This is a genomic window from Caulobacter endophyticus (genome assembly GCF_003116815.1).
Classification (GTDB): Bacteria; Pseudomonadota; Alphaproteobacteria; order Caulobacterales; family Caulobacteraceae; genus Caulobacter; species Caulobacter endophyticus.
Map to the genome: position 1 here is coordinate 178,736 of NZ_QDKQ01000057.1, position 24,352 is coordinate 203,087.

17 protein-coding genes and 1 pseudogene are annotated in these 24,352 nt (G+C 69.4%); 10 read left to right on the plus strand and 8 right to left on the minus strand.

The window, feature by feature from the left end; all coding sequences use genetic code 11:
* Nucleotides 1-4,524, plus strand: coding sequence for a glutamate synthase large subunit (gltB, locus tag DDF67_RS17295; RefSeq protein ID WP_109102088.1), 4,524 nt, complete (start codon nucleotides 1-3; stop codon nucleotides 4,522-4,524).
* A gap of 134 nt (nucleotides 4,525-4,658) precedes the next feature.
* On the opposite strand, the gene DDF67_RS17300 is transcribed toward gltB, so the two are convergent.
* Nucleotides 4,659-5,798, minus strand: a complete 1,140-nt coding sequence (locus DDF67_RS17300; protein ID WP_109102089.1) for a citrate synthase family protein — start codon at nucleotides 5,796-5,798, stop codon at nucleotides 4,659-4,661.
* A gap of 154 nt (nucleotides 5,799-5,952) precedes the next feature.
* On the opposite strand from DDF67_RS17300, the gene DDF67_RS17305 reads away from it, so the two are divergent.
* The 6 genes from DDF67_RS17305 (at nucleotide 5,953) to queG (ending at nucleotide 14,505) form a co-directional block, all read left to right on the plus strand.
* Nucleotides 5,953-7,047, plus strand: coding sequence for a citrate synthase/methylcitrate synthase (locus DDF67_RS17305; RefSeq protein ID WP_109102090.1), 1,095 nt, complete (start codon nucleotides 5,953-5,955; stop codon nucleotides 7,045-7,047).
* A 171-nt stretch (nucleotides 7,048-7,218) separates the two neighbouring features.
* On the plus strand, nucleotides 7,219-10,092 hold the full coding sequence (locus tag DDF67_RS17310) for a TonB-dependent receptor (protein WP_109102091.1): 2,874 nt from the start codon (nucleotides 7,219-7,221) through the stop codon (nucleotides 10,090-10,092).
* Between the two features lie 38 nt (nucleotides 10,093-10,130).
* Entirely contained in the window at nucleotides 10,131-11,045 is a 915-nt protein-coding gene (locus DDF67_RS17315) for a cation diffusion facilitator family transporter (RefSeq protein ID WP_109102092.1), read from the plus strand.
* 31 nt (nucleotides 11,046-11,076) lie between these two features.
* On the plus strand, nucleotides 11,077-12,531 hold the full coding sequence (gene rfaE1 / locus DDF67_RS17320) for a D-glycero-beta-D-manno-heptose-7-phosphate kinase (protein WP_109102093.1): 1,455 nt from the start codon (nucleotides 11,077-11,079) through the stop codon (nucleotides 12,529-12,531).
* Nucleotides 12,532-12,761: 230 nt separating this feature from the next.
* A complete protein-coding gene (fzlA, locus tag DDF67_RS17325) occupies nucleotides 12,762-13,448 on the plus strand; it encodes an FtsZ-binding protein FzlA (protein WP_109102094.1) in 687 nt (228 codons plus the stop codon).
* A complete protein-coding gene (gene queG / locus DDF67_RS17330; protein WP_109102095.1) occupies nucleotides 13,429-14,505 on the plus strand; it encodes a tRNA epoxyqueuosine(34) reductase QueG in 1,077 nt (358 codons plus the stop codon). The genes fzlA and queG overlap by 20 nt, the downstream gene beginning before the upstream one ends.
* On the opposite strand, the gene rfbA is transcribed toward queG, so the two are convergent.
* From rfbA to rfbC, 4 genes are all read right to left on the minus strand, one after another.
* Nucleotides 14,481-15,344, minus strand: a complete 864-nt coding sequence (rfbA, locus tag DDF67_RS17335; protein WP_109102096.1) for a glucose-1-phosphate thymidylyltransferase RfbA — start codon at nucleotides 15,342-15,344, stop codon at nucleotides 14,481-14,483. The genes queG and rfbA overlap by 25 nt on opposite strands.
* Nucleotides 15,345-15,349: 5 nt before the next feature.
* Nucleotides 15,350-16,228, minus strand: a complete 879-nt coding sequence (gene rfbD, locus DDF67_RS17340) for a dTDP-4-dehydrorhamnose reductase (protein WP_109102097.1) — start codon at nucleotides 16,226-16,228, stop codon at nucleotides 15,350-15,352.
* 6 nt (nucleotides 16,229-16,234) lie between these two features.
* Nucleotides 16,235-17,293 (minus strand): dTDP-glucose 4,6-dehydratase, encoded by a 1,059-nt coding sequence (rfbB, locus tag DDF67_RS17345; protein WP_109102098.1) that lies wholly within the window; start codon nucleotides 17,291-17,293, stop codon nucleotides 16,235-16,237.
* A 110-nt stretch (nucleotides 17,294-17,403) separates the two neighbouring features.
* Nucleotides 17,404-17,976, minus strand: coding sequence for a dTDP-4-dehydrorhamnose 3,5-epimerase (gene rfbC / locus DDF67_RS17350; protein WP_109102099.1), 573 nt, complete (start codon nucleotides 17,974-17,976; stop codon nucleotides 17,404-17,406).
* Nucleotides 17,977-18,009: 33 nt separating this feature from the next.
* Between rfbC and DDF67_RS17355 the strand changes: the two genes are divergently transcribed.
* Nucleotides 18,010-19,056, plus strand: a complete 1,047-nt coding sequence (locus tag DDF67_RS17355) for a glycosyltransferase family 2 protein (protein ID WP_109102100.1) — start codon at nucleotides 18,010-18,012, stop codon at nucleotides 19,054-19,056.
* Here the strand turns inward: DDF67_RS17355 and argE are convergent.
* Nucleotides 19,019-20,197: an acetylornithine deacetylase gene (argE, locus tag DDF67_RS17360; protein WP_109102101.1), complete on the minus strand. Its 1,179-nt coding sequence runs from the start codon at nucleotides 20,195-20,197 to the stop codon at nucleotides 19,019-19,021. The genes DDF67_RS17355 and argE overlap by 38 nt on opposite strands.
* A gap of 158 nt (nucleotides 20,198-20,355) precedes the next feature.
* Here argE and purU point away from each other — a divergent pair, with 158 nt between their 5' ends.
* Nucleotides 20,356-21,198, plus strand: coding sequence for a formyltetrahydrofolate deformylase (purU, locus tag DDF67_RS17365; RefSeq protein WP_109102102.1), 843 nt, complete (start codon nucleotides 20,356-20,358; stop codon nucleotides 21,196-21,198).
* A 57-nt stretch (nucleotides 21,199-21,255) separates the two neighbouring features.
* On the opposite strand, the gene DDF67_RS17370 is transcribed toward purU, so the two are convergent.
* Both DDF67_RS17370 and DDF67_RS17375 read right to left on the minus strand, forming a co-directional pair.
* Nucleotides 21,256-23,391 (minus strand): TonB-dependent receptor domain-containing protein, encoded by a 2,136-nt coding sequence (locus DDF67_RS17370; protein ID WP_109102103.1) that lies wholly within the window; start codon nucleotides 23,389-23,391, stop codon nucleotides 21,256-21,258.
* Between the two features lie 156 nt (nucleotides 23,392-23,547).
* A complete protein-coding gene (locus tag DDF67_RS17375) occupies nucleotides 23,548-24,078 on the minus strand; it encodes an FKBP-type peptidyl-prolyl cis-trans isomerase (protein WP_109102111.1) in 531 nt (176 codons plus the stop codon).
* 172 nt (nucleotides 24,079-24,250) lie between these two features.
* Here DDF67_RS17375 and DDF67_RS17380 point away from each other — a divergent pair.
* A pseudogene (locus DDF67_RS17380) lies at nucleotides 24,251-24,352 on the plus strand (UTP--glucose-1-phosphate uridylyltransferase); the annotation flags it as partial.

A 24,352-nucleotide genomic window follows, 5' to 3' on the forward strand; every position in this document is an offset into this window, starting at 1 on the left:
ATGAGCGAGATGGACCTCTATCTGAAGAACCGCCAGACGCTGATCGACGGCCACGCCTACGATCCGTCGATGGAACGCGACGCCTGCGGCGTGGGCCTGGTCTGCGCCATCGACGGCCAGCCGCGCCGCGAAGTCGTCGAACTGGCGATCAAGGCCCTCAAGGCCCTGTGGCACCGCGGTGCGGTGGACGCAGACGGCAAGACCGGCGACGGCGCCGGCGTGCTGGTCAGCGTCCCGCAGGACTTCTTCGTCGACCAGGTGCGCCGCACCGGCCACGCCCTGCGCCAGGGTCCGATCGCCGTCGGCCAGATCTTCCTGCCGCGCACCGACCTGGGCGCCCAGGAGACCTGCCGCACGATCGTCGAGGCCGAAGCCCTGCGTTTCGGCTTCTACATCTACGGCTGGCGCCAGGTGCCCGTCGACACCTCGGTTATCGGCGAGAAGGCCAACGCCACGCGTCCGGAAATCGAGCAGATCATGCTGGCCCCGCCGGCAGGCCTGGAGGGCGAGGCGCTGGAACGCGCCCTGTTCCTGTGCCGCAAGCGCATCGAAAAGCGCGTGCACGCCCAGAACATCAGCGACTTCTACATCTGCTCGTTCTCGGCCCGCTCGCTGATCTACAAGGGCATGTTCCTGGCCGAGTCGATCGACGAGTTCTATCCGGACCTGAAGGACGAGCGCTTCGCCGCGGCCGTCGCGATCTTCCACCAGCGCTACTCGACCAACACCTTCCCGCAGTGGCGCCTGGCCCAGCCCTTCCGGATGCTCGCCCACAATGGCGAGATCAACACGATCAAGGGCAACATCAACTGGATGAAGTCCCACGAGATCAAGATGGCGGCCGACGCCTTCGGTGAATTCGGGGACGACGTGAAGCCGGTGATCCAGCCGGGCGGTTCGGACAGCGCCAGCCTGGACAACACCTTCGAGGTGCTGGTCCGCGCCGGCCGCGACGCGCCGATGGCCAAGGCCCTGCTGGTGCCGGAAGCTTCCAACCCCAACATGAGCGACGAGCACAAGGCGCTCTATTCCTACTGCAACGCCGTGATGGAGCCGTGGGACGGTCCGGCCGCCCTGTGCGCCACCGACGGTCGCTGGGTCGTGGCCGGCAAGGACCGCTCGGGCCTGCGCCCGCTGCGCGTGGCCTATACCGACGACGGCCTGGTGATCATGGGCTCGGAAGCGGGCATGTGCGGCGTCGAGGAAAGCCGCATCACCCGCAAGCTGGCCATCGCGCCGGGCCGGATGATCGCCATCGACCTGGGCGAGGGCAAGCTCTACGGCGAAGACGAGATCATCGACGAACTGGCCGGCCGCCACCCCTACACCGAGTGGCTGGGCAACATGGTCGATCTCGAAAAGGAGATCGCGCCGGGTCCCGAGCCGCGCAAGTACGGCCGCGAGGAGCTGACCCGTCGCCAGGCCGCCGCCGGCTATTCGCTGGAAGACCTGGAAATGATCCTCGCCCCGATGGTCGAGGACGGCAAGGAAGCCGTCGGCTCGATGGGCGACGACACCCCGCTGGCGGTGCTGTCGGAGAAGTACCGCCCGCTCAGCCACTACTTCCGCCAGAACTTCAGCCAGGTGACCAACCCGCCGATCGACCCCCTGCGGGAGACCGGCGTCATGAGCCTGAAGACCCGCTTCAAGAACCTGGGCAACATCCTGGCCCAGGACGCGGCCCAGGCGGACGTCTACGTGCTGGAAAGCCCGGTGCTGACCACCGGCATGTACATCCGTATCCACGAGCTGCTGGGCGAGAAGAACGTCGCGGTCATCGACTGCACCATGCCGCTGCCGGCCGAGGAAGCCCGCGCCGGCGACGCCCTGCGCGCCAACCTCGACCGCATCCGCGCCGAGGCCGAGGACGCCGTGCTGCGCGGCTGCGGCGCCATCGTCCTGACCGACGAGGCCAGCGACGCCGAACGCGTCGGCCTGCCGATGATCCTGGCCACCGGCGGCGTTCACGCCCACCTCGTGGCCAAGGGCCTGCGCTCCTACGTCTCGCTGGTCGTCCGCTCGGCCGAGTGCCTGGACACGCACTATTTCGCGGTGCTGGTCGGCGTCGGCGCCACGGCGGTCAACGCCTATCTCGCCCAGGAAAGCTTCCAGGACCGCCTGGAGCGCGGCCTGGCCGGCGACAAGTCGCTGCGCGACGTGTGCCTGAACTTCAAGGGCGCCATCGAGGGCGGCCTGCTGAAGATCATCTCCAAGATGGGCATCAGCGTCATCTCCTCGTACCGCGGCGGCTACAACTTCGAAGCCGTCGGCCTGTCGCGCGCCATGGCCGCCGAGTTCTTCCCCGGCATGCCCTCGCGCATCTCGGGCATCGGCCTGGCCGGCATCGAAAGCAAGACGGTCGAGCTGCATCGCAAGGCCTGGGCGCTGTCGGCGGTCACCCTGCCGGTCGGCGGCCTCTACAAGTCGCGCCGCTCAGGCGAGGCCCACGCCTTCGAGGCGCGCCTCATGCACACCCTGCAGAGCGCCTGCGACACCGGCGACTACGAGCTGTATCGCCGCTGGTCCTCGGGCCTGCGCACCCAGAAGCCGATCCAGCTGCGCGACCTCCTGGACTGGCGCTCGGACCGCAACCCGATCTCGACCGACGACGTCGAGAGCGTCAACGAGATCCGCAAGCGCTTCGTCACGCCGGGCATGAGCCTGGGGGCCCTGAGCCCCGAGGCGCACGGCGCGCTGAACATCGCCATGAACCGCATCGGCGCCCGCTCGGTCTCGGGCGAGGGCGGCGAGGACAGCGCGCGCTACAAGCCGTTGCCCAACGGCGACAACCCCAACAGCGCCATCAAGCAGGTGGCCTCGGGCCGCTTTGGCGTCACCGCCGAATATCTGAACCAGTGCGTCGAGCTGGAGATCAAGGTCGCCCAGGGCGCCAAGCCCGGCGAAGGCGGGCAGCTGCCCGGCTTCAAGGTGACCGAGATGATCGCCCGCCTGCGTCACTCGACGCCGGGCGTGATGCTGATCAGCCCGCCGCCGCACCACGACATCTATTCGATCGAGGACCTGGCCCAGCTCATCTACGACCTGAAGCAGATCAACCCGATCGCGCGGGTCACGGTGAAGCTGGTCGCGGCCACCGGCATCGGCGCCATCGCCGCCGGCGTGGCCAAGGCCAAGGCCGACGTGATCCTGGTCGCCGGCGGCGTCGGCGGCACGGGCGCCTCGCCCCAGACCTCGGTGAAGTACGCTGGCGGTCCGTGGGAGATGGGCCTGTCGGAAGCCAACCAGGTGCTGACGCTGAACAACCTGCGCCACTCCGTGGTCCTGCGGGCCGACGGCGGCATGCGCACGGGCCGCGACGTGGTCATCGCCGCGATGATGGGCGCCGAGGAGTTCGGCATCGGCACCGCCTCGCTGGTGGCGATGGGCTGCATCATGGTGCGCCAGTGCCACTCCAACACCTGCCCCGTGGGCGTCTGCACCCAGGACGAGGCCCTGCGCGCCAAGTTCACCGGCACGCCGGACAAGGTCGTGAACCTCTTCACCTTCGTGGCCGAGGAAGTGCGCGAGATCCTTGCCGGCCTGGGCTTCAAGAGCCTGCAGGAGATCGTCGGCCGCACCGACCTGCTCGCGCAGGTCAGCCGCGGCGGCGAGCACCTCGACGACCTCGATTTGAACCCGCTGCTGGTTCGGGCCGATCCGGGCCAGAACAAGCCGTACAACACGGTCGTGGGCCGCAACGCGGTGCCCGACACGCTGGACGCTCAGATCGTCCGCGACGCCGCCCCGCTGCTGGAACGCGGCGAGAAGATGCAGCTGACCTACACGGTCCGCAGCACGGCCCGCACCATCGGCACCCGCACCTCCAGCCACATCGTCCGCAAGTTCGGCATGAAGGGCCTGCCGGCCGGCCACCTGACCGTCCAGCTCAAGGGCTCGGCCGGCCAGAGCCTGGGCGCCTTCGCGGTGCAAGGCCTGCGCATCGAGCTGACCGGCGAGGCCAACGACTATGTCGGCAAGGGCCTGTCGGGCGCGACGATCGTCATCAAGCCGCCGCGCGGCCTGGCCGCGCCGGAGACCAACACCCTGATCGGCAACACCGTGCTGTTCGGGGCCACCTCGGGCCGCCTGTTCGCGGCCGGCCAGGCCGGCGAGCGCTTCGCCGTCCGCAACTCGGGCGCCACCACGGTGGTCGAGGGCTGCGGCGCCAACGGCTGCGAATACATGACCGGCGGCCAGGTGGTGATCCTGGGCCCGACGGGCGGCAACTTCGGGGCCGGCATGACCGGCGGCATGGCCTTCGTGCTCGACCAGCACGACCGGTTCTCGGCCAACTACAATCCCGAGAGCATCGTCGTGCAGCGCCTGGCCTCGCCCTATTGGGAAGGCGTGCTGCGCTCGCTGATCGCCGAACACGCCCGCGAGACGGACTCGGCCTTCGCCGAGAGCCTGCTGCGCGACTGGGACCGCGCCCGCGACCTCTTCTGGCAGGTCTGTCCGAAGGAAATGATCAGCCGCCTGCCCCAGCCGCTGGCGGCCGAGGAAGCGGTGCACGAGCGGGCCTAGGGGCGCGCCCGCAACGAGATCCGCCGCCTTCTTCCGGGGCGACGGGCCGCGCGGCGCGCCTCCCAGCCCGCCGCACGACGAGGGGAGCGCTCCGGCCCGAGCGCTCCCCTTTGTTGTTTGGGCTGGAACGCCTCCTACCCCTCCGGCCCCACATAGCGCGCCCTCGGGCGGATCAGGCGGCCGGTCTTGGACTGCTCCAGCGCATGGGCCAGCCATCCCGCCGTGCGGGCGGCGGCGAACAGGGCGAAGGGGGCGTCGTCGGGCAGCTTCAGGGTCCGCGCCAGGGCGACGAGGGCGAAGTCGATGTTCGGCGCCTGGCCGGTGGCGGCGACCACCGCCGCGTGCAGCGCCGCCATGTCGGGCGCGGGCTCGAAGGCCGCCAGCAGCGCCGCGGCGCGAGGGTCGCCGTCGGGATAGAGCGGATGGCCGAAACCCGGCAGCGGCGCGCCCTGGTCCAGGCGGACAGCGACGGCCGCTTCGGCGCCCTCCCGTTTGGCCTCGCGGGCCAGGGCCTCGACACGGGCGGCCATGCCGCCGTGCAGCGGTCCCGACAGGGCCGAGAGGCCCGCCAGCGCCGAAGCCGAGAGCGACGCCCCGGTCGAGGCCGCCACCCGGGCGGCGAAGGTCGAGGCGTTGAGTTCGTGGTCGGCCAGCAAGACAAGCGCCCGCCGCACCAGATCGCCGCCGACCGCATCCAGTCCCCAGGCGGCGGCCAGACGCTGGTGGATCAGCCCCTCCGCCGCAACCCCGGCTACGGCGTCGGCGACCAGGTCAAGCAGACCGGCGGCCTCCTGGGCCAGCATCAGCGGCGCGCGGCCCCGGGCCGGGCGGTCCTCGCCCGCGCGGGCGGCGAGATCGGCGAACAGCCGGGCGCGGATGGTCGGAGCGTCGCTGGGCGCATGGGTGGGAACGGCGGCCTCGGCCGCGTCGTCGCGCAGCAACCGGCCGACGGCCTCGAAGCTTTCGGTCCGCGCAAGCTCCACGGCGTCGCGGCCGCGATACCACAGCCGACCACCGCGCACGGTGGTGATGGCCGAGGCCAGCACCGGCTCGCCCCAGGCGATGGCCGCGGCGGCGACGTCGGCGGCCTTGCGTCCCCGCGCCTTCCTGCCAGCCAGGGCCGCCACGTCGGAGGCGCGATAGAGGCTGCGGCGCGGATCGTCCGGGTGGGCGTGGGCCTCGATCCGGCCGCGACTGACATAGGCGTACAGCGTCTGAGGCCGCACCCCCAGCCGCGCCATCGCCTGGTCCGCATCGAGCCAATCGTCAGCCATTCACATTGATTATATTGATCAAGATTGACGATCAAGGCGCGGGGCCGAAGATCGCGTCCAGAGCCCGTGCGGGCTCTGGTTTTTACATTGGAGCGTGGCGGACGCCGAAACCGCTCACACTTTCGGCTGCCACGCTCTCGAAAGGAGACCTCCCATGGTCCAAGTTTCCGCCGGCCTCGAAGGCGTGATCGCCGCCGCCACCGTGCTTTCCGACGTCGATGGCCAGGCCGGCCGGCTGACCATTCGCGGCTGGGCCGTGGAGGACCTGGCCGGCCGCGCCCGCTTCGAGGACGCCGCCCACCTGCTGTTCGACGGCTTCTTCGACGACCTGCCGGCCAACCTGGCCCCGGCCTTGGGCGAAGCGCGCGTGCGGGCCTTCGCCGAGGTCGCCGCCCTTGACGACGCCCTGGCCGCCCGCGACCCCTACGACGCCATGCGCGCCCTGCTGGCCCGCCTGTCCGACGGCGAGAGCCTGGCCGACGCCCTGGCCCTGGCCGCCGCCCCCGCCGTGTTCACCGCCGCGGCCCTGCGCCTTCGCCGGGGCTTGCAGGCGATCGCGCCCGATCCCGCCCTGCCCCACGCCGCAGACTTCCTGAGGATGGTCCGGGGCGCGGCGGCCACCGAGGGCGAGGCCCGGGCGCTGGACGCCTATCTGGTCACGGTCTGCGACCACGGCCTCAACGCCTCGACCTTCGCAGCCAGGGTCGCGGCCTCGACCCGCGCGGGCCTGGGCTCGGCGGTGCTGGCGGGGCTGTCGACGCTGAAGGGACCGCTGCACGGCGGCGCGCCGGGGCCGGTGATCGACATGCTCGACGCCATCGGCGCGCCTGGCAACGCCGTCCCCTGGCTGGAGACCGCGCTGGACGCCGGCGAGCGGCTGATGGGCTTTGGCCATCGCATCTATCGCGTCCGCGATCCGCGTGCCGACGCCCTGAAGACCGCTCTCTCTCGGCTGTCGAGAAGCGCCGGCGCCCTGCCCGGCCGCCTGGCGCTCGCCGAAGCGGTGGAGCGGGCGGCCCTCGACATCCTGCGCCGTCGCAAGCCGGACCGGCCGCTGGAGACCAATGTCGAGTTCTACACCGCGCTCCTGCTGGAGGCGCTGGGCCTGCCGCCGCAGGCCTTCACCTGCGTGTTCGCCGTCGGTCGCACGGTCGGCTGGATCGCCCACGCCCGCGAGCAGCAGGCCGGTGGAAAGCTCATTCGTCCGCAGTCGGTCTATGTGGGCCCGCGACCCAAGGCGGCGGCCTGACGGTCGCTGCCCCGACAGTACGCAAGATTGTTGCGAAAGACACACATGGGGGCGAAAGCACATATCGCCGTTCGTCGAACTTGACACATTTTTGACCGCCGATTCACCCTCAGCGCGAGCGAATCCGTATCTCAACCTCGACCATACGGATGTCGCAGCAAGAGGGACGGCATGAACCGCATCGGCCAAGGACTTCTTTCGCTATTCCTGACCACCGCAGCGGCCGCGCCGCTGGCGGCCCACGCCCAGACGCCGGATCAGCCTTCTGCTGGGACCGACGTCGAGGGCGTCGTGGTCACCGGCTCGCGCATCCGCGTCAGCCCGCTCGACAAGACCCAGACCGTCTTCCAGATCGACCAGGAGGCGATCGCCAAGACCGGCCTGACCTCGATCGTCGACGTGCTGCAGCGCGTGCCAGCCGCCGGCGGCGGCCTCAATTCCAAGTTCAACAACTCCGGCAACTTCGGCAACCCGCCCGACGGCGGCGGCGTGGGCGCCGGCTCGGCCGAGATCGACCTGCGCTACCTGGGTTCGCGCCGGGCCCTGGTGCTGGTCGACGGCCAGCGCTGGGTCAGCGGGGCCTCGGCCTCGGGCGTGCCTGGGGCGGTCGACCTCAACACCATCCCCAGCGCCATGATCCGCAACGTCGAGATCCTGCAGGAAGGCGCCTCGCCGATCTACGGCTCGGACGCCATCGCCGGGGTCATCAACATCATCACCCGCGACCGCCAGCAGGGCCTCGAGCTGTCGGCCCAGGTGGGCGGCTATGGCGAGGGCGACGGCTTCTCGCAGGACTACAACGTCTCGTGGGGCGCCTCCGAGGGCAAGACCAGCATCGTGGTCGGCGGCGGCTACTTCAAGCAGAAGAGCGTGCTGTCGGCCGACCGCGACATCTCGCTCTATCCCAGCCCCTATGGAACCTCGTGCCTATCGGGCGGCTGTTCGTCGGGCACGCCTCTGGGCCGCTTCATCGTCAGCGACCCCAACACCGGCGCCGACATGGACCTGACCCTGAAGGCGGCCCTGGCCGCCGGGGTGCGGCCCACCTACACGCCGCTGGACCCCACCGGCGCGGGCAGCAGTTTCCGCAACTTCGCCGGCGACGCCGACCGCTTCAACTTCCAGCCCTACAACTACATCGTCACCCCGTCCGAGCGGGTCAGCCTGTTCGGCGCGGTGACCCACGACTTTACCGACAACGTGAAACTGAAGGTGCGCGGCAGCTACGTGCAGCGCAAGTCGGCCAACCAGGCCGCGCCCATCCCGCTGTTCGTCGGCCCAGACGCCGGCAACGGCAACCTGCTCGACACCGTCTCGATCGACGCCACCAACCCCTACAATCCGTTCGGCTTCACCCTGACCAGCGGCACCTACGCCTTCGTCGGCCGTCGGATGATCGAGGCCGGGCCGCGCCACTACGCCCAGAGCGTCGACACCTGGAACGTCAACGCCACCCTGTCGGGCGACTGGGCGGTGGGGACGCACCGCTGGTACTGGGACGTCGGCTACACCGCCTCGCGCAATCACGCCGAACAGAGCTTCACCGGCAACCTCAACGCCCAGCGCGTTCAGCAGGCCCTGGGCCCGGTCGCGGGCTGCACAGGCTCGTGCGTGCCTCTGAACATCTTCGGCGGCGTCGGCTCGATCACGCCCGAGATGCTGGCCTTCGTCGGCTTCACCCAGCAGGACGTCTCGCAGCAGGAACTGCACGACTTCACCGCCAACCTGACCGGCGACCTGTTCGATCTGCCCGCCGGGCCGCTGGCCTTCGCCGCCGGCTACGAACACCGCGAGACCAAGGGCTACTTCCAGCCCGACGCCATCGTCGCCGCCGGCCTGTCGGCCGACATTCCCGCCCAGCCGGCCAAGGGCGAGATCAAGGTCGACGAGGCCTATCTGGAACTGCGCGCCCCGCTGCTGGCCGACCTGCCGCTGATCCACCGGCTGGAGATCTCGGGCGCCGGCCGCTGGTTCGACTATTCCACGTCGGGGTCTGACTCCATCTACAAGGCGGGCCTCAACTGGCGGCCGACCGAAGACGTGCTGGTGCGGGCTTCCTGGGGCCAGGGCTTCCGGGCGCCGTCGATCGGCGAGCTCTACGGCGCGGCCTCGCGCTTCGACCAGGAGATTACCGACCCCTGCTCCGACATGCTGGGCCTGTCGGGCGGAACCCCGGCCAGCGCCACCGTCCGCGCCAACTGCGTCGCCGCCGGCGTGCCGGCCAGCGGTTCCTACGTGCAGCTCAACCCGCAGCTGTCGGTGATCACCAGCGGCAACGACAGCCTCAAGCCCGAGACCAGCGAGAGCAAGAACTTCAGCATCGTCTGGGAGCCCAAGGCGCTGAAGGAAGCCAGCTGGGCCAGCGGCGGCTCGATCGAACTGGCCTATTCCGACATCGAGCTGGACTCGGCGATCCAGGCGCTGTCGGGGGAAAGCCTGCTGTCGCGCTGCGCCGAACTGGCCGACGCCCTGGCCTGCTCGACCATCACCCGCACGGCCTCGGGCCAGGTGGCGGCGATCACCAACCCGCTGATCAACATCGGCGGCATCCAGACCCGGGCCATCGACCTGAACCTGCTTTGGACCTCGCCCGACTACAGCTTCGGACGCCTGGCGGTGCGGTCGTACTCGACCTTCCTGCTGGAGTTCACCGAGATCGTGCCGACGGCCACGGGCTTCACCGAGATTCCGCGCGAAGGGACCGAACGCGGCAGCCCCGACCAGGCCTATCCGAAGACCAAGTCCACCTTCACCGTCGACTGGGACTGGAAGAGCTGGGGCGCCAGCGCCTCGGCCCGCTACCTGTCGTCGGTCAAGGAGACGCAGGCCGCCGACGCCAAGCTCGCCTCGCGCACCTATGTCGACGCCCAGCTGCGCTGGAAGCCCGACTTCCTGGGCGAGACCACCGCGGTGGCCTTTGGGGTCAACAACCTGTTCGACAAGGACCCGCCGGGCTGCATCAGCTGCGGCCTCAACAACTTCGACCCCAACGCCTATGACGCGCCGGGGCGCTACTTCTACTTCCGCCTGACCTATCGCCAGTAGGGGCTGAACCTGGGCGCGGTCGTGCTACTGCTTGGAGCATGACCGCGCCCGCCGCCTCCGCCGCCGAGCATCAGGCTCTCACCCGCCGGATCACGACCTTGTCGGTGGGCACGGCCGCGATCCTGATCGTCATCAAGGGCGGCGCCTGGATCGCCAGCGGCTCGCTGGCCATGCTGGCCTCGCTGGCGGACTCGGGGCTGGATCTCGTCGCCTCGCTGATCACCTTCTTCGCCGTGCGCTACGCGGCCGAACCGCCGGACGCCGAGCATCGCTTCGGCCATGGCAAGGCCGAGGCCTTCTCCAGCCTGATCCAGGCGGGCCTGGTGTTCGCCTCGGCCGCCCTGATCGGGCGCGAGGCGATCGAGGGCCTGCTGCATCCCAAGCCCGTCGAGAACAGCGTCTGGGGCGTGGGGGTGATGGTCGTCTCCATCGTTCTGACCCTCGCCTTGATCCGCGCCCAGGCCGCGGTGATGGCCAGGACCCGCTCAGTGGCCGTGGCCGGCGATCACGCCCACTATGCCGCCGATCTGGCCTCCAATGCCGTAACCTTGCTTAGCCTGGCCGTGGTCGCCCTGCTGGGCTGGACGTGGGTGGACGCCGCCGCCGGCCTGGTGGTCGCCGCCTGGCTGCTGTGGGGCGCGGTCGGCGTGCTGCGCCAAGCGGCCGACCAGCTGATGGACCACGAGCTGCCGGTGCAGGAACGCGAACAGATCCTGGCCCTGCTGGTCGACGACCCGCGCATCGGCGGCGTCCACCAGCTGCGCACCCGCGCCGCCGGTCCTCACATCCACGTCCAGGGACACATGGACCTGGCCGCCGGCCAGAGCCTGTCCGAAGCCCACGCGATCATGAGCGCCGCCGAGGACCGGGTTAAAGCCGCCTTCCCGACGGCCGACGTGCTGCTGCATCCAGATCCGAGGGTCTTGCTCTCCGGACGCGATGCGCCCAATTAGCGGCCTTCTCCCCACCGACGAGCCCTTCTCCATGGACGACACCCTGGCCCGCCTGCCCGACGCCTTTTCCGGCAAGACCGTGCTGGTGCTGGGCGACGTCATGCTCGACCGGTTCGTCTATGGCGCGGTCGACCGCATTTCGCCGGAGGCCCCGGTGGCGGTGATCGCCATCGAGCGCGAGACCACCATGCTGGGCGGGGCCGGCAACGTGGCCCGCAACGTCGCCGCCCTCGGCGGCAAGGCCGTGCTGGCCGGGCTGATCGGCGACGACGACGCCGGCCGCGCCGTGCAGGCCCTGGTCGAGCGCGAGCCGGGCCTGGAAAGCGCCCTGGCGGTCGATCCCAACCGTCGCACCACCGAAAAGACCCGCTACGTCGCCGCCTCGCACCAGATGCTGCGCGCCGACCGCGAGGACCGCCACCCCGCCGACCCATCCCTGGTGCTGGCCGCCTTCGAGAAGGCCCTGGCGAGCGCCGACGTCGTGGTGCTGTCGGACTACGCCAAGGGGGTGCTGACGCCCGAAGTCCTGGCCGCCGCCATCGCCGCCGCCCGCGCCGCCGGCAAGCCGGTGATCGTCGATCCCAAGAGCCGCGACCTCTCCCGCTATGACGGCGCCACGGTGATCAAGCCCAACCGCCGCGAAGCCGCCGAGGCCACGGGCGTGACCGGCGCCGGCGACGAGGCCGCCGAGGCCGCCGGCGAGGCGATCCTTTCCGCCGCTCCGAACCTTTCGGCCGCCCTGGTCACGCGCGGCGCGGCCGGCATGACCCTGTCGCGGCGCGGCGCCGCCCACGTCCACCTGCCGGCCAGCGCGCTGGAGGTGTTCGACGTCTCGGGCGCCGGCGACACCGTGGCCGCCACCCTGGCCCTGTCGCTGGCCGCCGGGGCCGACCTGGCCGCCGCCGCCCGCCTGGCCAATGCCGCCGCGGGTCTGGTGGTCGGCAAGCTGGGCACCGACGTGGTCACCGCCGGCGAACTGAAGGCCGTGCTGACCGGCGCCCACGGCGATCCCGGCCAGGAAAAGATCGCAGCGCGCGAGCGCATGCTGGAGATCGTCGCCGGCTGGCGCGCGCGCGGCCTGAAGGTCGGCTTCACCAACGGCTGCTTTGATTTGCTGCACCCCGGCCACGTCTCGCTGCTGGCCCAGGCGAAAGGCGCCTGCGACCGGCTGGTGCTGGGCCTTAACACCGACGCCTCGGTCCAGCGCCTGAAGGGCCCGACCCGTCCGGTGCAGAAGGAAGACGCCCGCGCCGCCGTCCTGGCCTCGCTGTCGGCCGTCGACCTCGTCACCCTGTTCGACGAGGACACCCCGCTGGAGCTGATCACGGCGATCAAGCCGGACGTCCTGGTCAAGGGCGCCGACTACACGGTCGAGACGGTCGTGGGCTCGGACGTGGTGCTGGCCAATGGCGGCCGGGTCGTGCTGGCGGATCTGAAGGCTGGCCAGAGCACGACGGCGCTGATCGCGCGGGCGAACACGCCCTGAGGGACCTTCCCCTGTGGGGGAGGCGATCGCGCAGCGATCGGAGGGGGGCGTGGCTGCTGGACTTCCGCGACGGTGGAAGCTGAGAACTTCCCCCCACCGGCCTTCGGCCGCCTCCCCCACGGGGGGAGGCCCCAAAAACGCTCATTCCTCCGAATAGTCCTCGCCCCAGCAACATCTTGTTAAGCAAAGCGGCGCATCGATCAGACGATGCAGCCTGAACGCATGTGGGCATGAGCGTCGAACGCACTCTTCACCATTTCCCGTTGGACCCGGCCTCGCGCCAGGTGCGCCTCGCGCTGGGCGAAAAGCGGGTGGCGTTCTCCGAGGTGCAGGTGCGCTACTGGGAGTCGCCGCCGGAGTTCACGGCGCTGAACCCGTCGGGCCTGACGCCGGTGCTGGTGGAGACCCGCCACCAGCGCACCACCGTGGTCTGCGAAACCCGAGCCATCCTCGAGCACATCGAGGAACAGGAGCCCGAACCCGCCCTGCTGGGCCGCGAGGCCGGCGAACGCGCCGAAGCCCGCCGCCTGATGCAGTGGTTCGACCGCAAGTTCGACAACGAGGTCAACGGCTTCCTGCTGCACGAGAAGATGGAGAAGCGTCTCCTGCGGATGGGCGCGCCCGATCTGGGCGCCCTGCGTCGGGGCCGCGACGCCCTGCGCGACCATCTGGGCTACATGGAAAGCCTGCTGCAGCAGCGCGACTGGCTGGCCGGCCGCCGCATGAGTCTCGGCGACTTCGCCGGCGCGGCGCACCTTTCCGTCATCGACTATTTCGGCGACGTGCCGTGGAAGGACTTCCCCGCGGTCCGCACCTGGTACATGAAGCTGAAATCGAGGCCGTGCTTCAGGCCCATCCTGGCCGACCGCTGGCCCGGCCTCGCGCCGGCCGCGCACTATGACGACCTCGACTTCTGACCTGACGCCTCACGCCATTCGGGACGAGATCCGCCACGAAGCCCTCGCGCTGGGCTTCGACGCCTGCGGCTTCGCCTCGGCGGCCGACGCCTGGCCCAATGGCGAATGGCTGCGCCAGTTCGTGGCCGAGGGCCTGCATGGGGCCATGGGCTGGATGGAAGAGACGCTCGAGCGGCGCAGCCATCCCACCGCCATGTGGACCGACGCCAGGAGCGCCGTGGTGCTGGGCGTCAACTACGGTCCCGACATCGACCCTCTGACCCAGCTGGAGCACAGGGACCGCGCCGCCATCAGCGTCTACGCCCAGGGCGACGACTATCACGACGTGGTCAAGAAGCGCCTCAAGCAACTGGCCGGCTGGATGCACCGCCGTTGGGGCAATGAGGTCAAGGTGTTCGTCGACACCGCGCCGCTGATGGAAAAGCCGCTGGCCCAGCGCGCGGGCCTGGGCTGGCAGGGCAAGCACACCAACCTCGTCTCGCGCCAGTTCGGCTCGTGGCTGTTCCTGGGCAGCGTGCTGACGACGCTGGACCTGCCGGCGGACGAGGCCGAGTTCGACCGCTGCGGCTCTTGCCGGGCGTGCCTGGACATCTGCCCGACAGGGGCGTTTCCCGCGCCGCACCGGCTGGATGCGCGGCGCTGCATCTCCTACCTGACCATCGAACTGGCCGGGCCGGTCCCGGACGAGTTCCGCCCCATGCTGGGCAACCGCATCTACGGCTGCGACGACTGCCTGGCCGCCTGCCCGTGGAACAAGTTCGCCAGCCTGTCGGCCGAGGCCAGGTTCCACGCCCGCGAGACCCTGAAGACCCCGCCCCTGGCGGAGCTGGCCGTGCTGGACGATCCGTCGTTCCGGACGCTGTTCAGCAAGAGCCCGATCAAGCGCATCGGCCGCGACCGCTTCGTGCGCAACGTGCTGTACGCCATCGGCAACAGCGGCGACGCTAGGCTGATGGCCGTGGTCGAGCCCCTGAGGGCCGATCCGGACGCGACGGTGCGCGACGCCGCCGACTGGGCGGCCTCGCGGCTGGCTCAGCTGGCGAGCGCGACCAGATAGCGGCCGTACTCGGTCTTGCTCATGGTCTCGCCGATCGCGCGCAGCTGCGGCGCGGAAATCCAGCCCTTAGTGAAGGCGACTTCCTCGGGGCAGCCGATCTTCTGGCCCTGGCGCTTTTCGATGGCGCGGATGAACTCGGTGGCCTCGACCAAGCTGTCGTGGGTGCCGGTGTCGAGCCAGGCGTAGCCGCGGCCAAGCTTGGCGACCGACAGCGCGCCCTTCTCGAGATAGAGCCGGTTGATGTCGGTGATCTCGATCTCGCCGCGCGGCGACGGCGGCAGGTCGCGGGCCATCTCGACGACCTGGTTGTCGTAGAAATAGAGGCCCGTCACCGCCCAGTTCGAGCGCGGCTTTTCCGGCTTCTCCTCCAGCGAGACTGCGCGACCGTCCTCGTCGAAATCGACCACGCCGTAACGTTCGGGATCATTGACGTGATAAGCGAAGACCGTGGCCCCGACGCCCGAGGTCGACGCCCGGACGAGCTCGTCCGACAGGCCGTGACCGAAGTACAGGTTGTCGCCCAGGATCAGGGCGACACGGTCGTCGCCGATGAAGTCGCGACCGACGATGAAGGCGTCGGCCAGGCCACGCGGGGTTTCCTGCACGGCATATTCGAACTTCACGCCCCAGGCCGAGCCGTCGCCCAGCATGTCCTTGAACAGCGGCGTGTCCTTGGGGGTGGAGATGATCAGGATCTCGCGGATGCCGGCTAGCATCAGCGTGCTGATCGGATAGTAGATCATCGGCTTGTCGTAGATCGGCAGCAGCTGCTTGCAGACCGCACGGGTCAGGGGATGCAGGCGGGTGCCCGATCCGCCGGCGAGAACGATGCCCTTCATTGCGTCTACAGCTCCATCTCGCTCAGGCACGTCGCCAGGCTTTCGCGCCAGTCACGGGCGCGCCAAATCATCGCGGTTTCCAGCTTCCCGCAGTCCAGCCGCGAATTGGCCGGCCGGCGGGCGGGGGTGGGATAGTCCGCGGTCGTGATGCGACGCACCCGGGCGGTCGGACCGCCCCGCGCGCGCGAAAGCTCGAAGACGGCCTCCGCCAGGTCGGCCCAACTCGCGTCGCCGGCGCCCGAGAGGTGATAGACGCCGCCCGGCGCCGTCCCGGCGGCCAGATGATCCAAGGCGGCCAGGGCCCCCTCGGCGCAGTCGCGGGCCCAGGTCGGCCGGCCGACCTGATCGGCGACAACGCCGACCTCGTCGCGGTCGCCCGCCAGGCGCAGCATCGTCTTCACGAAGTTGGCCCCGTGCCGGCTGTAGACCCACGACGTGCGCAGGGTCGCCGACACGCCGCCCGCCGCGGCCACCGCCTGCTCGCCGGCCAGCTTGCTGGCGCCGTAGACGCCGGTCGGGCCGGTCGCGTCGGTCTCGACATAGGGACGGTCGAGGCCGCCGTCGAAGACGTAATCGGTGGAGAAGTGCACGAACGGCAGGCCGCGCGCCGCGCAGGCGGCGGCCATGGCGGCCGGCGCGTCGCGGTTCAGCGCATAGGCCGCGTCGGTCTCGCTCTCCGCCTTGTCCACGGCGGTATAGGCGGCCGCGTTGATCACCGCGCCCGGATCGAGGCGGGCGATCAGGCCGTCGATCGCCGCGTGATCGGCCAGGTCCAGGGTCTCGCGACCCGCGAAGACCATGGCGCGATCGACGCGCCGTGACAGCAGCGCGAGTTCCTGCGCGACCTGGCCGCTACGGCCGAAGACTAGGATAGGGCCGTTCATGCCGCGTCAGCCGGCTTTGGCCAGCAGGCCCAGGCGGCGGCCGTCATAGGCCTCGCGCAGGGGACCCCACCAGTCGGCGCGCGCCAGATACCATTCGACGGTCTTGCGGATGCCGGTCTCGAAGTTCTCCTGGGCGCGCCAGCCAAGCTCGGTCTCCAGCTTGGTGGCGTCGATGGCGTAGCGGCGGTCGTGGCCCGGACGATCGGTCACGAAGGTGATCAGGTCGCGGTGCGAGCCCTCGGCGCTGGGCGCCAGTTCGTCCAGCAGGTCGCAGATCGTGTGGACCACCTGCAGGTTTGTGCGCTCGTTGCGGCCGCCGACATTGTACTTCTCGCCGGGGCGGCCGGTCTCAAGGATGAGGCGCAGCGCGCGGGCGTGATCCTCGACGAACAGCCAGTCGCGGATGTTGGCGCCGTCGCCGTAGACGGGCAGCGCCTTGCGATCCAGGCCGTTGAGGATCATCAGCGGGATCAGCTTCTCGGGGAAGTGATAGGGTCCGTAGTTGTTCGAGCAGTTCGAAACCAGCACCGGCAGGCCATAGGTGTGGAACCAGGCCAGCGCCAGGTGATCGGCCGCAGCCTTCGACGACGAGTAGGGCGAGGTCGGGGCGTAGGGCGTGGTCTCTTCGAACAGGCCGTCGGCGCCCAGGCTGCCATAGACTTCGTCGGTCGAGACGTGGACGAAGCGGAAAGCGGCCTTGGCCTCGCCTTCCAGGCCGCGCCAGTAGTCGAGCGCGCAGTCGAGCATCACATAGGTGCCGACGATGTTGGTCTCGATGAACGGGCCGGCACCCGCGATAGAGCGGTCGACGTGAGACTCGGCGGCCAAGTGCAGCACCGCGTCCGGCTTGTGGGCCTCGAACAGCTCACGGATCGCCGCGCGATCGGTGATGTCGGCCTGCACGAACGTGTAGTCGGGCGACTGAGATACTTCGGCCACCGAGGTCAGCGTACCGGCGTAGGTCAGCTTGTCCACGTTGACGACCTGATCGCCGGTTTCAGCGACCAGAAGACGGCACACCGCCGAACCGATGAAACCCGCGCCGCCCGTCACAAGTATCTTCACAACATACTCCTCAGGGCCGTCCCCCGGCCGCTAGAACACCCAACAGAAACAAAGAAATTTCACCCCTCCGCGAGGTCATAACATCCGTCGCGGCGGCTCGATAGTGGCGTTCAGAAACGCTCGCCATAGACAAAACCAGCGTCAAGATCCGCCAGCAGCGAGGCGTTGGCGTCGCGCTCGTTGGTCGAGATTTGTTCCGGCGGCAGGCCCCAGTCGACCCCGACGGCCGGATCGTTCCAGCGCAGCGCGCCCTCGGCTTTCGGCGCGTAGTAGTCGGTCACCTTGTAGAGCACCTCGCACTCCTCGGTCAGGGTGCAGTAGGCGTGGGCGAAGCCCCTCGGCACCAGCAGTTGCTGGGCGTTGTCGGCCGACAGCTCGGCCCCGACCCACTGGCCGTAGGTCGGCGAGCCTAAGCGGATGTCCACGGCGACGTCCATGATCGCGCCGCGCACGCAGCGCAGCAGCTTGTCCTGGGCGTGCGGCGGCTTCTGGAAGTGCAGGCCCCGCAGAATGCCCTTGCGGGTCGAGCGCACGTGATTGTCCTGAACGAAGGCCCCGCCCGTGAAGCCGGCCTCTTCCAGCGCCGACTGACGGAACGTCTCGGAGAACCAACCTCTCTCGTCGCCATGGCGCGCCGGCGTGATAAGCAGCACTTCGGGAATCGCCGTCGGCGTGATCTTCATGGACCTTACCTTCTACAGATGAGTGCGCCACGCATGGCCCGTCCGACCTTCGATGGCAAGAGCGAGACATCCCCGCTCGTCTCCGTCGTGGTCGTCGCCTACCAGAGCGGCCCGACCCTGGCCCGCTGCCTGGCCGGCCTGGCGGCCCAGACCTTCCGCGACTTCGAGGTCCTGCTGGTCGACAACGCCTCGACCGACGGCGCGCCGCAGGCGGCCGCGGCGGCCGATCCGTCGATCCGGCTGATCGAGCCCGGCGCCAACACCGGCTTCGCGGCCGGCAACAACCTGGCCGCCCGGCAGGCGCGCGGCCGCTGGCTGGTGCTGCTGAACCCCGACGCCTATCCGCATCCGGACTGGCTAGGGAAGCTGGCGGCCGCCGCCGAGCGCCATCCGGACGTCAACAGCTTCGCCTCGCTTCAACTGGTGGCCGACGAGCCGGGGCTGATGGACGGCGCAGGCGACGTCATGACCTCGGCCGGCATCCCGTTCCGCGGCGGCTATCGCCGCAAGGAGACGTCGAAGGTGTTCGAGGGCGAGGTGTTCTCGGCCTGCGGCGCGGCGATGATGCTGGACCGCGACCTGTTCGTTGGTCTCGGCGGCTTCGACGAGCGCTACTTCTGCTACTGCGAGGACGTCGACCTGGGCTATCGCCTGCGGCTGGCTGGCGAGCCGACCCTGCTGATCCCCGAGGCCAAGGTCGAGCACGTGGGCTCGGCGACCCTGGGGGTGCGCTCGGACTTCGCCCTGTTCCACGGCACGCGCAACCGCGTGTGGACCTTCCTGAAGAACACCCCCTCGCCGATGCTGTGGTGGAGCGCGCCGCTGCATTTCGCGGTCACCGCCGGGCTCTTCCTGCTGCACCTGCGCCGCAGGGACGCGGGGCCGGTGTGGAAGGGCTTCAAGGCCGCCTTCGTAAAGCGCGACCTCGACCCCATCCTGGCCTCGCGGCGCGAGATCCAGGCCGCCCGCAAGGCGCCGATCGTCGACATCCTGCGAGCCATGGCGCTGGACCCGGTGGCCTTCTTCGGCCGCCGGATCGTGATCAGGCAGTGGCGAGGTCGTCGATCAGGCGCCGCATGAACTGGGCGCCGCGCTCCATCTGGGCGATCTCGACATACTCGTCGGGCTGGTGGGCCTGGTCGATCGAGCCGGGGCCGCAGATGACGGTGGAGAAGCCCGCGCCCTGGAACTGCCCGGCCTCGGCGGCGTAGGGCGCGACGCGGGCCGGACCGTTGTCGCCGGCCATGCGGCGGGCGAAGGCCTCGGCCACGCCATCCTTTTCCGGCGCGAAGGACGGGGTGAGCGAGCGCGCCTCGACCTTGACCCCGCCCTCGGGCGCCTTGGCCCGGACCTCGGCGTCCAGCGATGCGGCCATAGCGAAGAAGTCGGCGAGAATGGCCTGCGGATCCAGGCCCGGCGGCGTGCGCAGGTCGAACACGAACAGGCACTGGCGGGCCAGGATGTTGACCGCCGTGCCGCCGTTGACCTGGCCGATGGTCAGGGTCGCGCCCTTGGGCAGGAACGGCGAGGCCGGGTCGGCCTGACGCTCCAGCCGCTCGGACAGCTCGACCAGATGGCTCATCAGCTTCACCGCGACCATGTTGGCCGAGACACCCAGGTGGGTGAGGCTGGAATGGGCCTCGCGGCCGGTGACCGTCACCCAGTAGCTGGCGATGCCCTTGTGGGCCTGGACCGCGACCATGTCGGTGGGCTCGCCCACAACCACCAGCGCCGGCTTGGGCACGTCGCGGGCGATCACCTCGATCATGTCGGGCGCGCCCAGGCACCCAACTTCCTCGTCATAAGAGAAGGCCAGGTGGACGGGACGCTTGAGGTCGGCGGCGACGAGGTCGGGCGCGGCCGCCAGGGCCAGGGCCAGGAAGCCCTTCATGTCGCAGGTCCCGCGGCCGTAGAGACGGCCCTCGCGCTCGGTCAGGGTCCAGGGATCGCTCGACCAGGGCTGGCCGTCGACCGGCACCACGTCGGTGTGGCCCGAGAGGACGACCCCGCCCTCGACCGCCGGGCCGATGCTGGCCATCAGGTTGCTCTTGGTCCCGTCGGCGTTGGGCACCCGCCGCGTGGCCACGCCCAGGTTCGACAGGTAGGCCTCGACCCATTCGATCAGGGCCAGGTTGGAGCCGCGCGAGGTGGTGTCGAACGAGACCAGCCTGGCCAGGATGTCGACCGCGCGGGCGGAAAGCGCTTCGGGAGAGGAAACCATCCGCCAAGCCTAGGCCGCGCCGCCCCGACCCGCCAAGCCCAGGCCGCTGGCATTGGGCAGGATCATGCGGCCGTCCTAGAAAAGCTCTCGCCGCGCGCAAGAAACGTGCTGCGACGCGGCTTTTCTTCATCCGAGCCAAGCTTTAGAGGAGACGGACCATGATCCTGACCCTCTCCTGCCCCGACCAGCCCGGCATCGTCGCCAAGGTTTCGACCTTCCTGTTCGAACGCGGCTGCAACATCCTCGACGCCCAGCAGTTCGACGACCAGGAGACCGGCGACTTCTTCATGCGCGTCGTCTTCGATCCCTACGGCGCCGACCGCGACACGCTGCGGAGCGAGTTCGAGACCCTGGCCAAGGGCTTCTCGATGCGCTGGACCCTGCGCGACCCGGCCGAGCGCTATCGCGTGATGATCCTGGCCAGCAAGTTCGACCACTGCCTGGCTGACCTTGTTTATCGCTGGCGCATCGGCGAGCTGCCGATGGACGTCACCGCCATCGTCGCCAACCATCCCGCCGAGACCTACACCCACGTCGACCTGTCGGGCCTGCCCTTCCATCACCTGCCGGTGACCAAGGAGACCAAGTTCGAGCAGGAGGCCGCGCTCTGGAAACTGATCCAGGAGACGCAGACCGACATCGTCGTGCTCGCCCGCTACATGCAGGTGCTGTCGGACGGGCTGGCGGCCAAGCTCAAAGGCCGCTGCATCAACATCCACCACTCGTTCCTGCCGGGCTTCAAGGGCGCCAAGCCCTACCACCAGGCCCACGCGCGCGGCGTAAAGGTGATCGGGGCCTCCGCCCACTATGTCACCGGCGACCTCGACGAAGGCCCGATCATCGAACAGGACGTCGAACGCATCAGCCACCGCGATACGCCCGAGGATCTGGTCCGCAAGGGCCGCGACATCGAGCGCCGCGTGCTGGCCCGCGCCCTGCGCTGGCGCCTGGAGGACCGGGTGCTGCTGAACGGCCGCAAGACCGTGGTGTTCACCGACTGAGGCGGAACCAGCAGCGCTGAACGAAAGGGGCGGCCCGAGAGCCGCCCCTTCTGCTTTCTAGAAGTCCACCTGCACCGAGACCCACAGTCGGCGGGGCTCCTGGTTGTTGGTGTATTCGGGGGCGTAGGCCACCGGCGTCCCGTAGGGCAGCTGGCGCACGAAGTCCTTGTTGAACAGGTTGTAGATCGTGGCGTTCAGCGTGACCTGTTCGGTCGCCTTGAACGAGCCGCCCAGGTGGAACAGGCTGTAGGCCTTGTAGTCGCCCAGGGCGACGCGGGCAGGGCCTTCGCCGCGATAGCGCTCGCTGCGGTATTCGCCGCGCACCCAGGCGTTCACCCGGTCGGTCACCCGCCAGCGCAGGTTGCCGTTGACCATGTGCTCGGGCGTGTCGGTCAGCTTGCGGCCGGCCTCGGCGCCGCTCTTCTGCTCGCTGTCGGTGAAGGTGTAGTTCAGGCCCGCCGTCCAGTCGTCGGCGAAGCGCCAGCGCGCGGCCGCCTCGACGCCTTGAGTGACCGCCTCGTCGATGTTGATGCTCTGGCCGAAGGTGGCGGCGTTCGGGAAGAAGCCGACGTCGACGCAGCCGGCCGGACGGCCCGTGCCCGCATTGTACTGCGCCTGGGTCAGGCCGAAGGCGCAGTTGGTCACCGGCGGGCCCGAGGCGATCTTGTCCTCGAACTTGTTGTGGAAGACCGTGACGTTGGCGGTGAAGCCGTCCTTGTTGTCGAAATAGGCGCCGGCCTCGGTGCTGGTGCTGGTTTCCGGCTGCAGGCCCGGCGATCCCAGCAGCGGCAGGCGGCCCTGCTGGCCGAAACCGTTGATGCCGGGGGCCAGCTGCTCCAGGCGCGGGGTCTTGAAGCCCTGGCTCACCCCGCCCTTGAAGGTCCAGTTCTGGTTGGCGTTCCAGACGAGGTAGGCGCGCGGGCTGAAGTGGCCCCCGAACACGCTGTGGTCGTCGTGGCGGGCGCCCAGGGTCAGGGCCAGACCCTCGGTGAAGCGCCATTCATCCTCGGCGAACACCGCCCACTGCTCGTGGACGAACGGCTGCGGCGCGACGCCGTCCTTCATCTCGGCGTCCCAGTACTGGCCGCCGATCGTGAAGGTGTGGTTCTTCCAGCGCGAATAGAGCTTGGTGTCGAAGATGGTGTTGGTCGATTCTAGGTCGCGAGGACCGCCTGCGCCGGCCACGCCGTTGGGGATGATCCGGCCGACGGTCTCGGTCTTGGCCTGCGAAAGGTTGCTCTCGATCTGGCCGAAGGGCAGGCGCCAGTTATGGGCCAGGGCGACCTGGCGACGGTTGAACTCCAGGGCGTTGGCGTAGCCGCCAGCCGTGGTGTTGGTGCCCATCTGGCCCTGCGAGTTGTCGTACCACTGGGTCGACTCGTCGATGTCGAGCCACAGGTCGTGGTCGGCGTGCGGCGTCAGGGTCAGGCGCGCGCCGATGGTGCGCAGCTCGCTCTTGGTGGCGCTGCGGCCAAAGCCGGTGATCGGCGTGTCGACACCGCCCACGTTCTCGTAGGTCAGCTTGGAGGCTTCGCGGTTCAGGAAGCTGCCGCGCACGGCCAGGCCCAGCAGATCACGGACGATCGGGCCGTTGGCGTAGAGGTTGCCGCCGTAGAGGTTGCCGAACTCGTCGTCGCCCTGCAGCGTGCCGTCGAGGCTGGCCGTGCCGCTCCACTTGGTTCCGACCTTGCGGGTGATGATGTTGACGACGCCGCCCATGGCGTCAGAGCCGTAGAGGGTCGAGACCGGGCCGCGCACCACCTCGATGCGCTCGATGGCCGCCACCGGCGGCAGGAAGCTGGTCGAGGTTTCGCCAAAGCCGTTGGGCGTGACGCTGCCGGCGGTGTTCTGGCGGCGGCCGTCGATCAGGATCAGCGTGTAGTCGCTGCCCATGCCGCGGATGTTGATGTTGAGCCCGCCGGTCTTGCCCACGGCCGCGCCGACGTCGACGCCTTCGACATTGGTCAGCACCTCGGCGAGGCTCGCCGCACGCATCTCCTGCAGCTCCTCGCGCGGCACCACGGTGATGCTGGCCGGCGCGTTGACCAGCTTCTGCTCGAAGCCGGCGGCGGTGACGACCACGCCGTCCAGGTCGGCCGCATCCGGCGCGGGCTCGGCGGCCATGGCCGCGCCCGACAGGGCCAGGGCCGCGGCGGACCCCATAAGAACGGAAGCAAACAAAACGCGCGACATCCCCAACTCCAGCCAAGCTTCTTGCGAGTGAGTGTCGCTATCAGCCCAGGAAGTGCGGAAGACCAAGCGGTTTGACCGTTCGGAAACGATTTGAAATTCGCCAGAAATGCGGGCGCAAGAATGCGCCCGCATCGGCACGCTTGATCAGCCTACGGATCAGCCCTTGGGGGCGCGCAGCTTGCTCTGCAGAACGTCGATCAGCTCGATCTTGAAGACCAGGGTGCTGCCCGGCGGGATATCGGCGCCGGCCTGGTTGTCGCCATAGGCCAGGTCGGCCGGCACGTAGAGCATCCACTCGTCGCCCGGCCGCATCAGCTGCATGGCCTCCACCCAGCCGGGGATCAGGCCGCGCAGCGGGAACGAGGCGGGCACGCCGCGCTCATAGGAGCTGTCGAACACGAAGCCGTCGAGGCGCTTGCCCTCGTAGTGGACCTTGACCTCGTCGATCGGGCGCGGATGCGGGCCGGCTTCCGGGCCCGAGCGCACGATCTTGTACTGCAGGCCGCTGGGCAGGGTGACGACGCCCGGCTCCTTGGCGTTCTTGGCCAGGAACTCGGCGCCGGCGCTCTTGGAGGCCGTCATCGCCGCCTGCCGCGCCGCCAGATCCTCCTTGGAGGGACCGCAAGCGGCCAGCGAAAGGCCGGCGAGGGCGGCGAGGGCGGCGATAAGAAGGAACCGAGCGCGCATGAAAGTGTTTCCGATGGCCAAATCCGCGTCTTGAGCTAGCAGGCCTGGCGCGAACATCAATCATTCCGTTGTTGGAACGCATTACCGACACCGTTGTCACGCAACGGTGATGGCGCGCCCGGGGGGCACGCTCTAGAACCCTGTTCATCCGAGACACAGACACGAGGTGCTCATGAAACCCGTCCGCAAGGCCGTCCTTCCCGTCGCCGGCTTGGGCACCCGCGTGCTGCCCGGGACGAAGTCGACGCCGAAGGAGCTTCTCAACGTCGTGGAC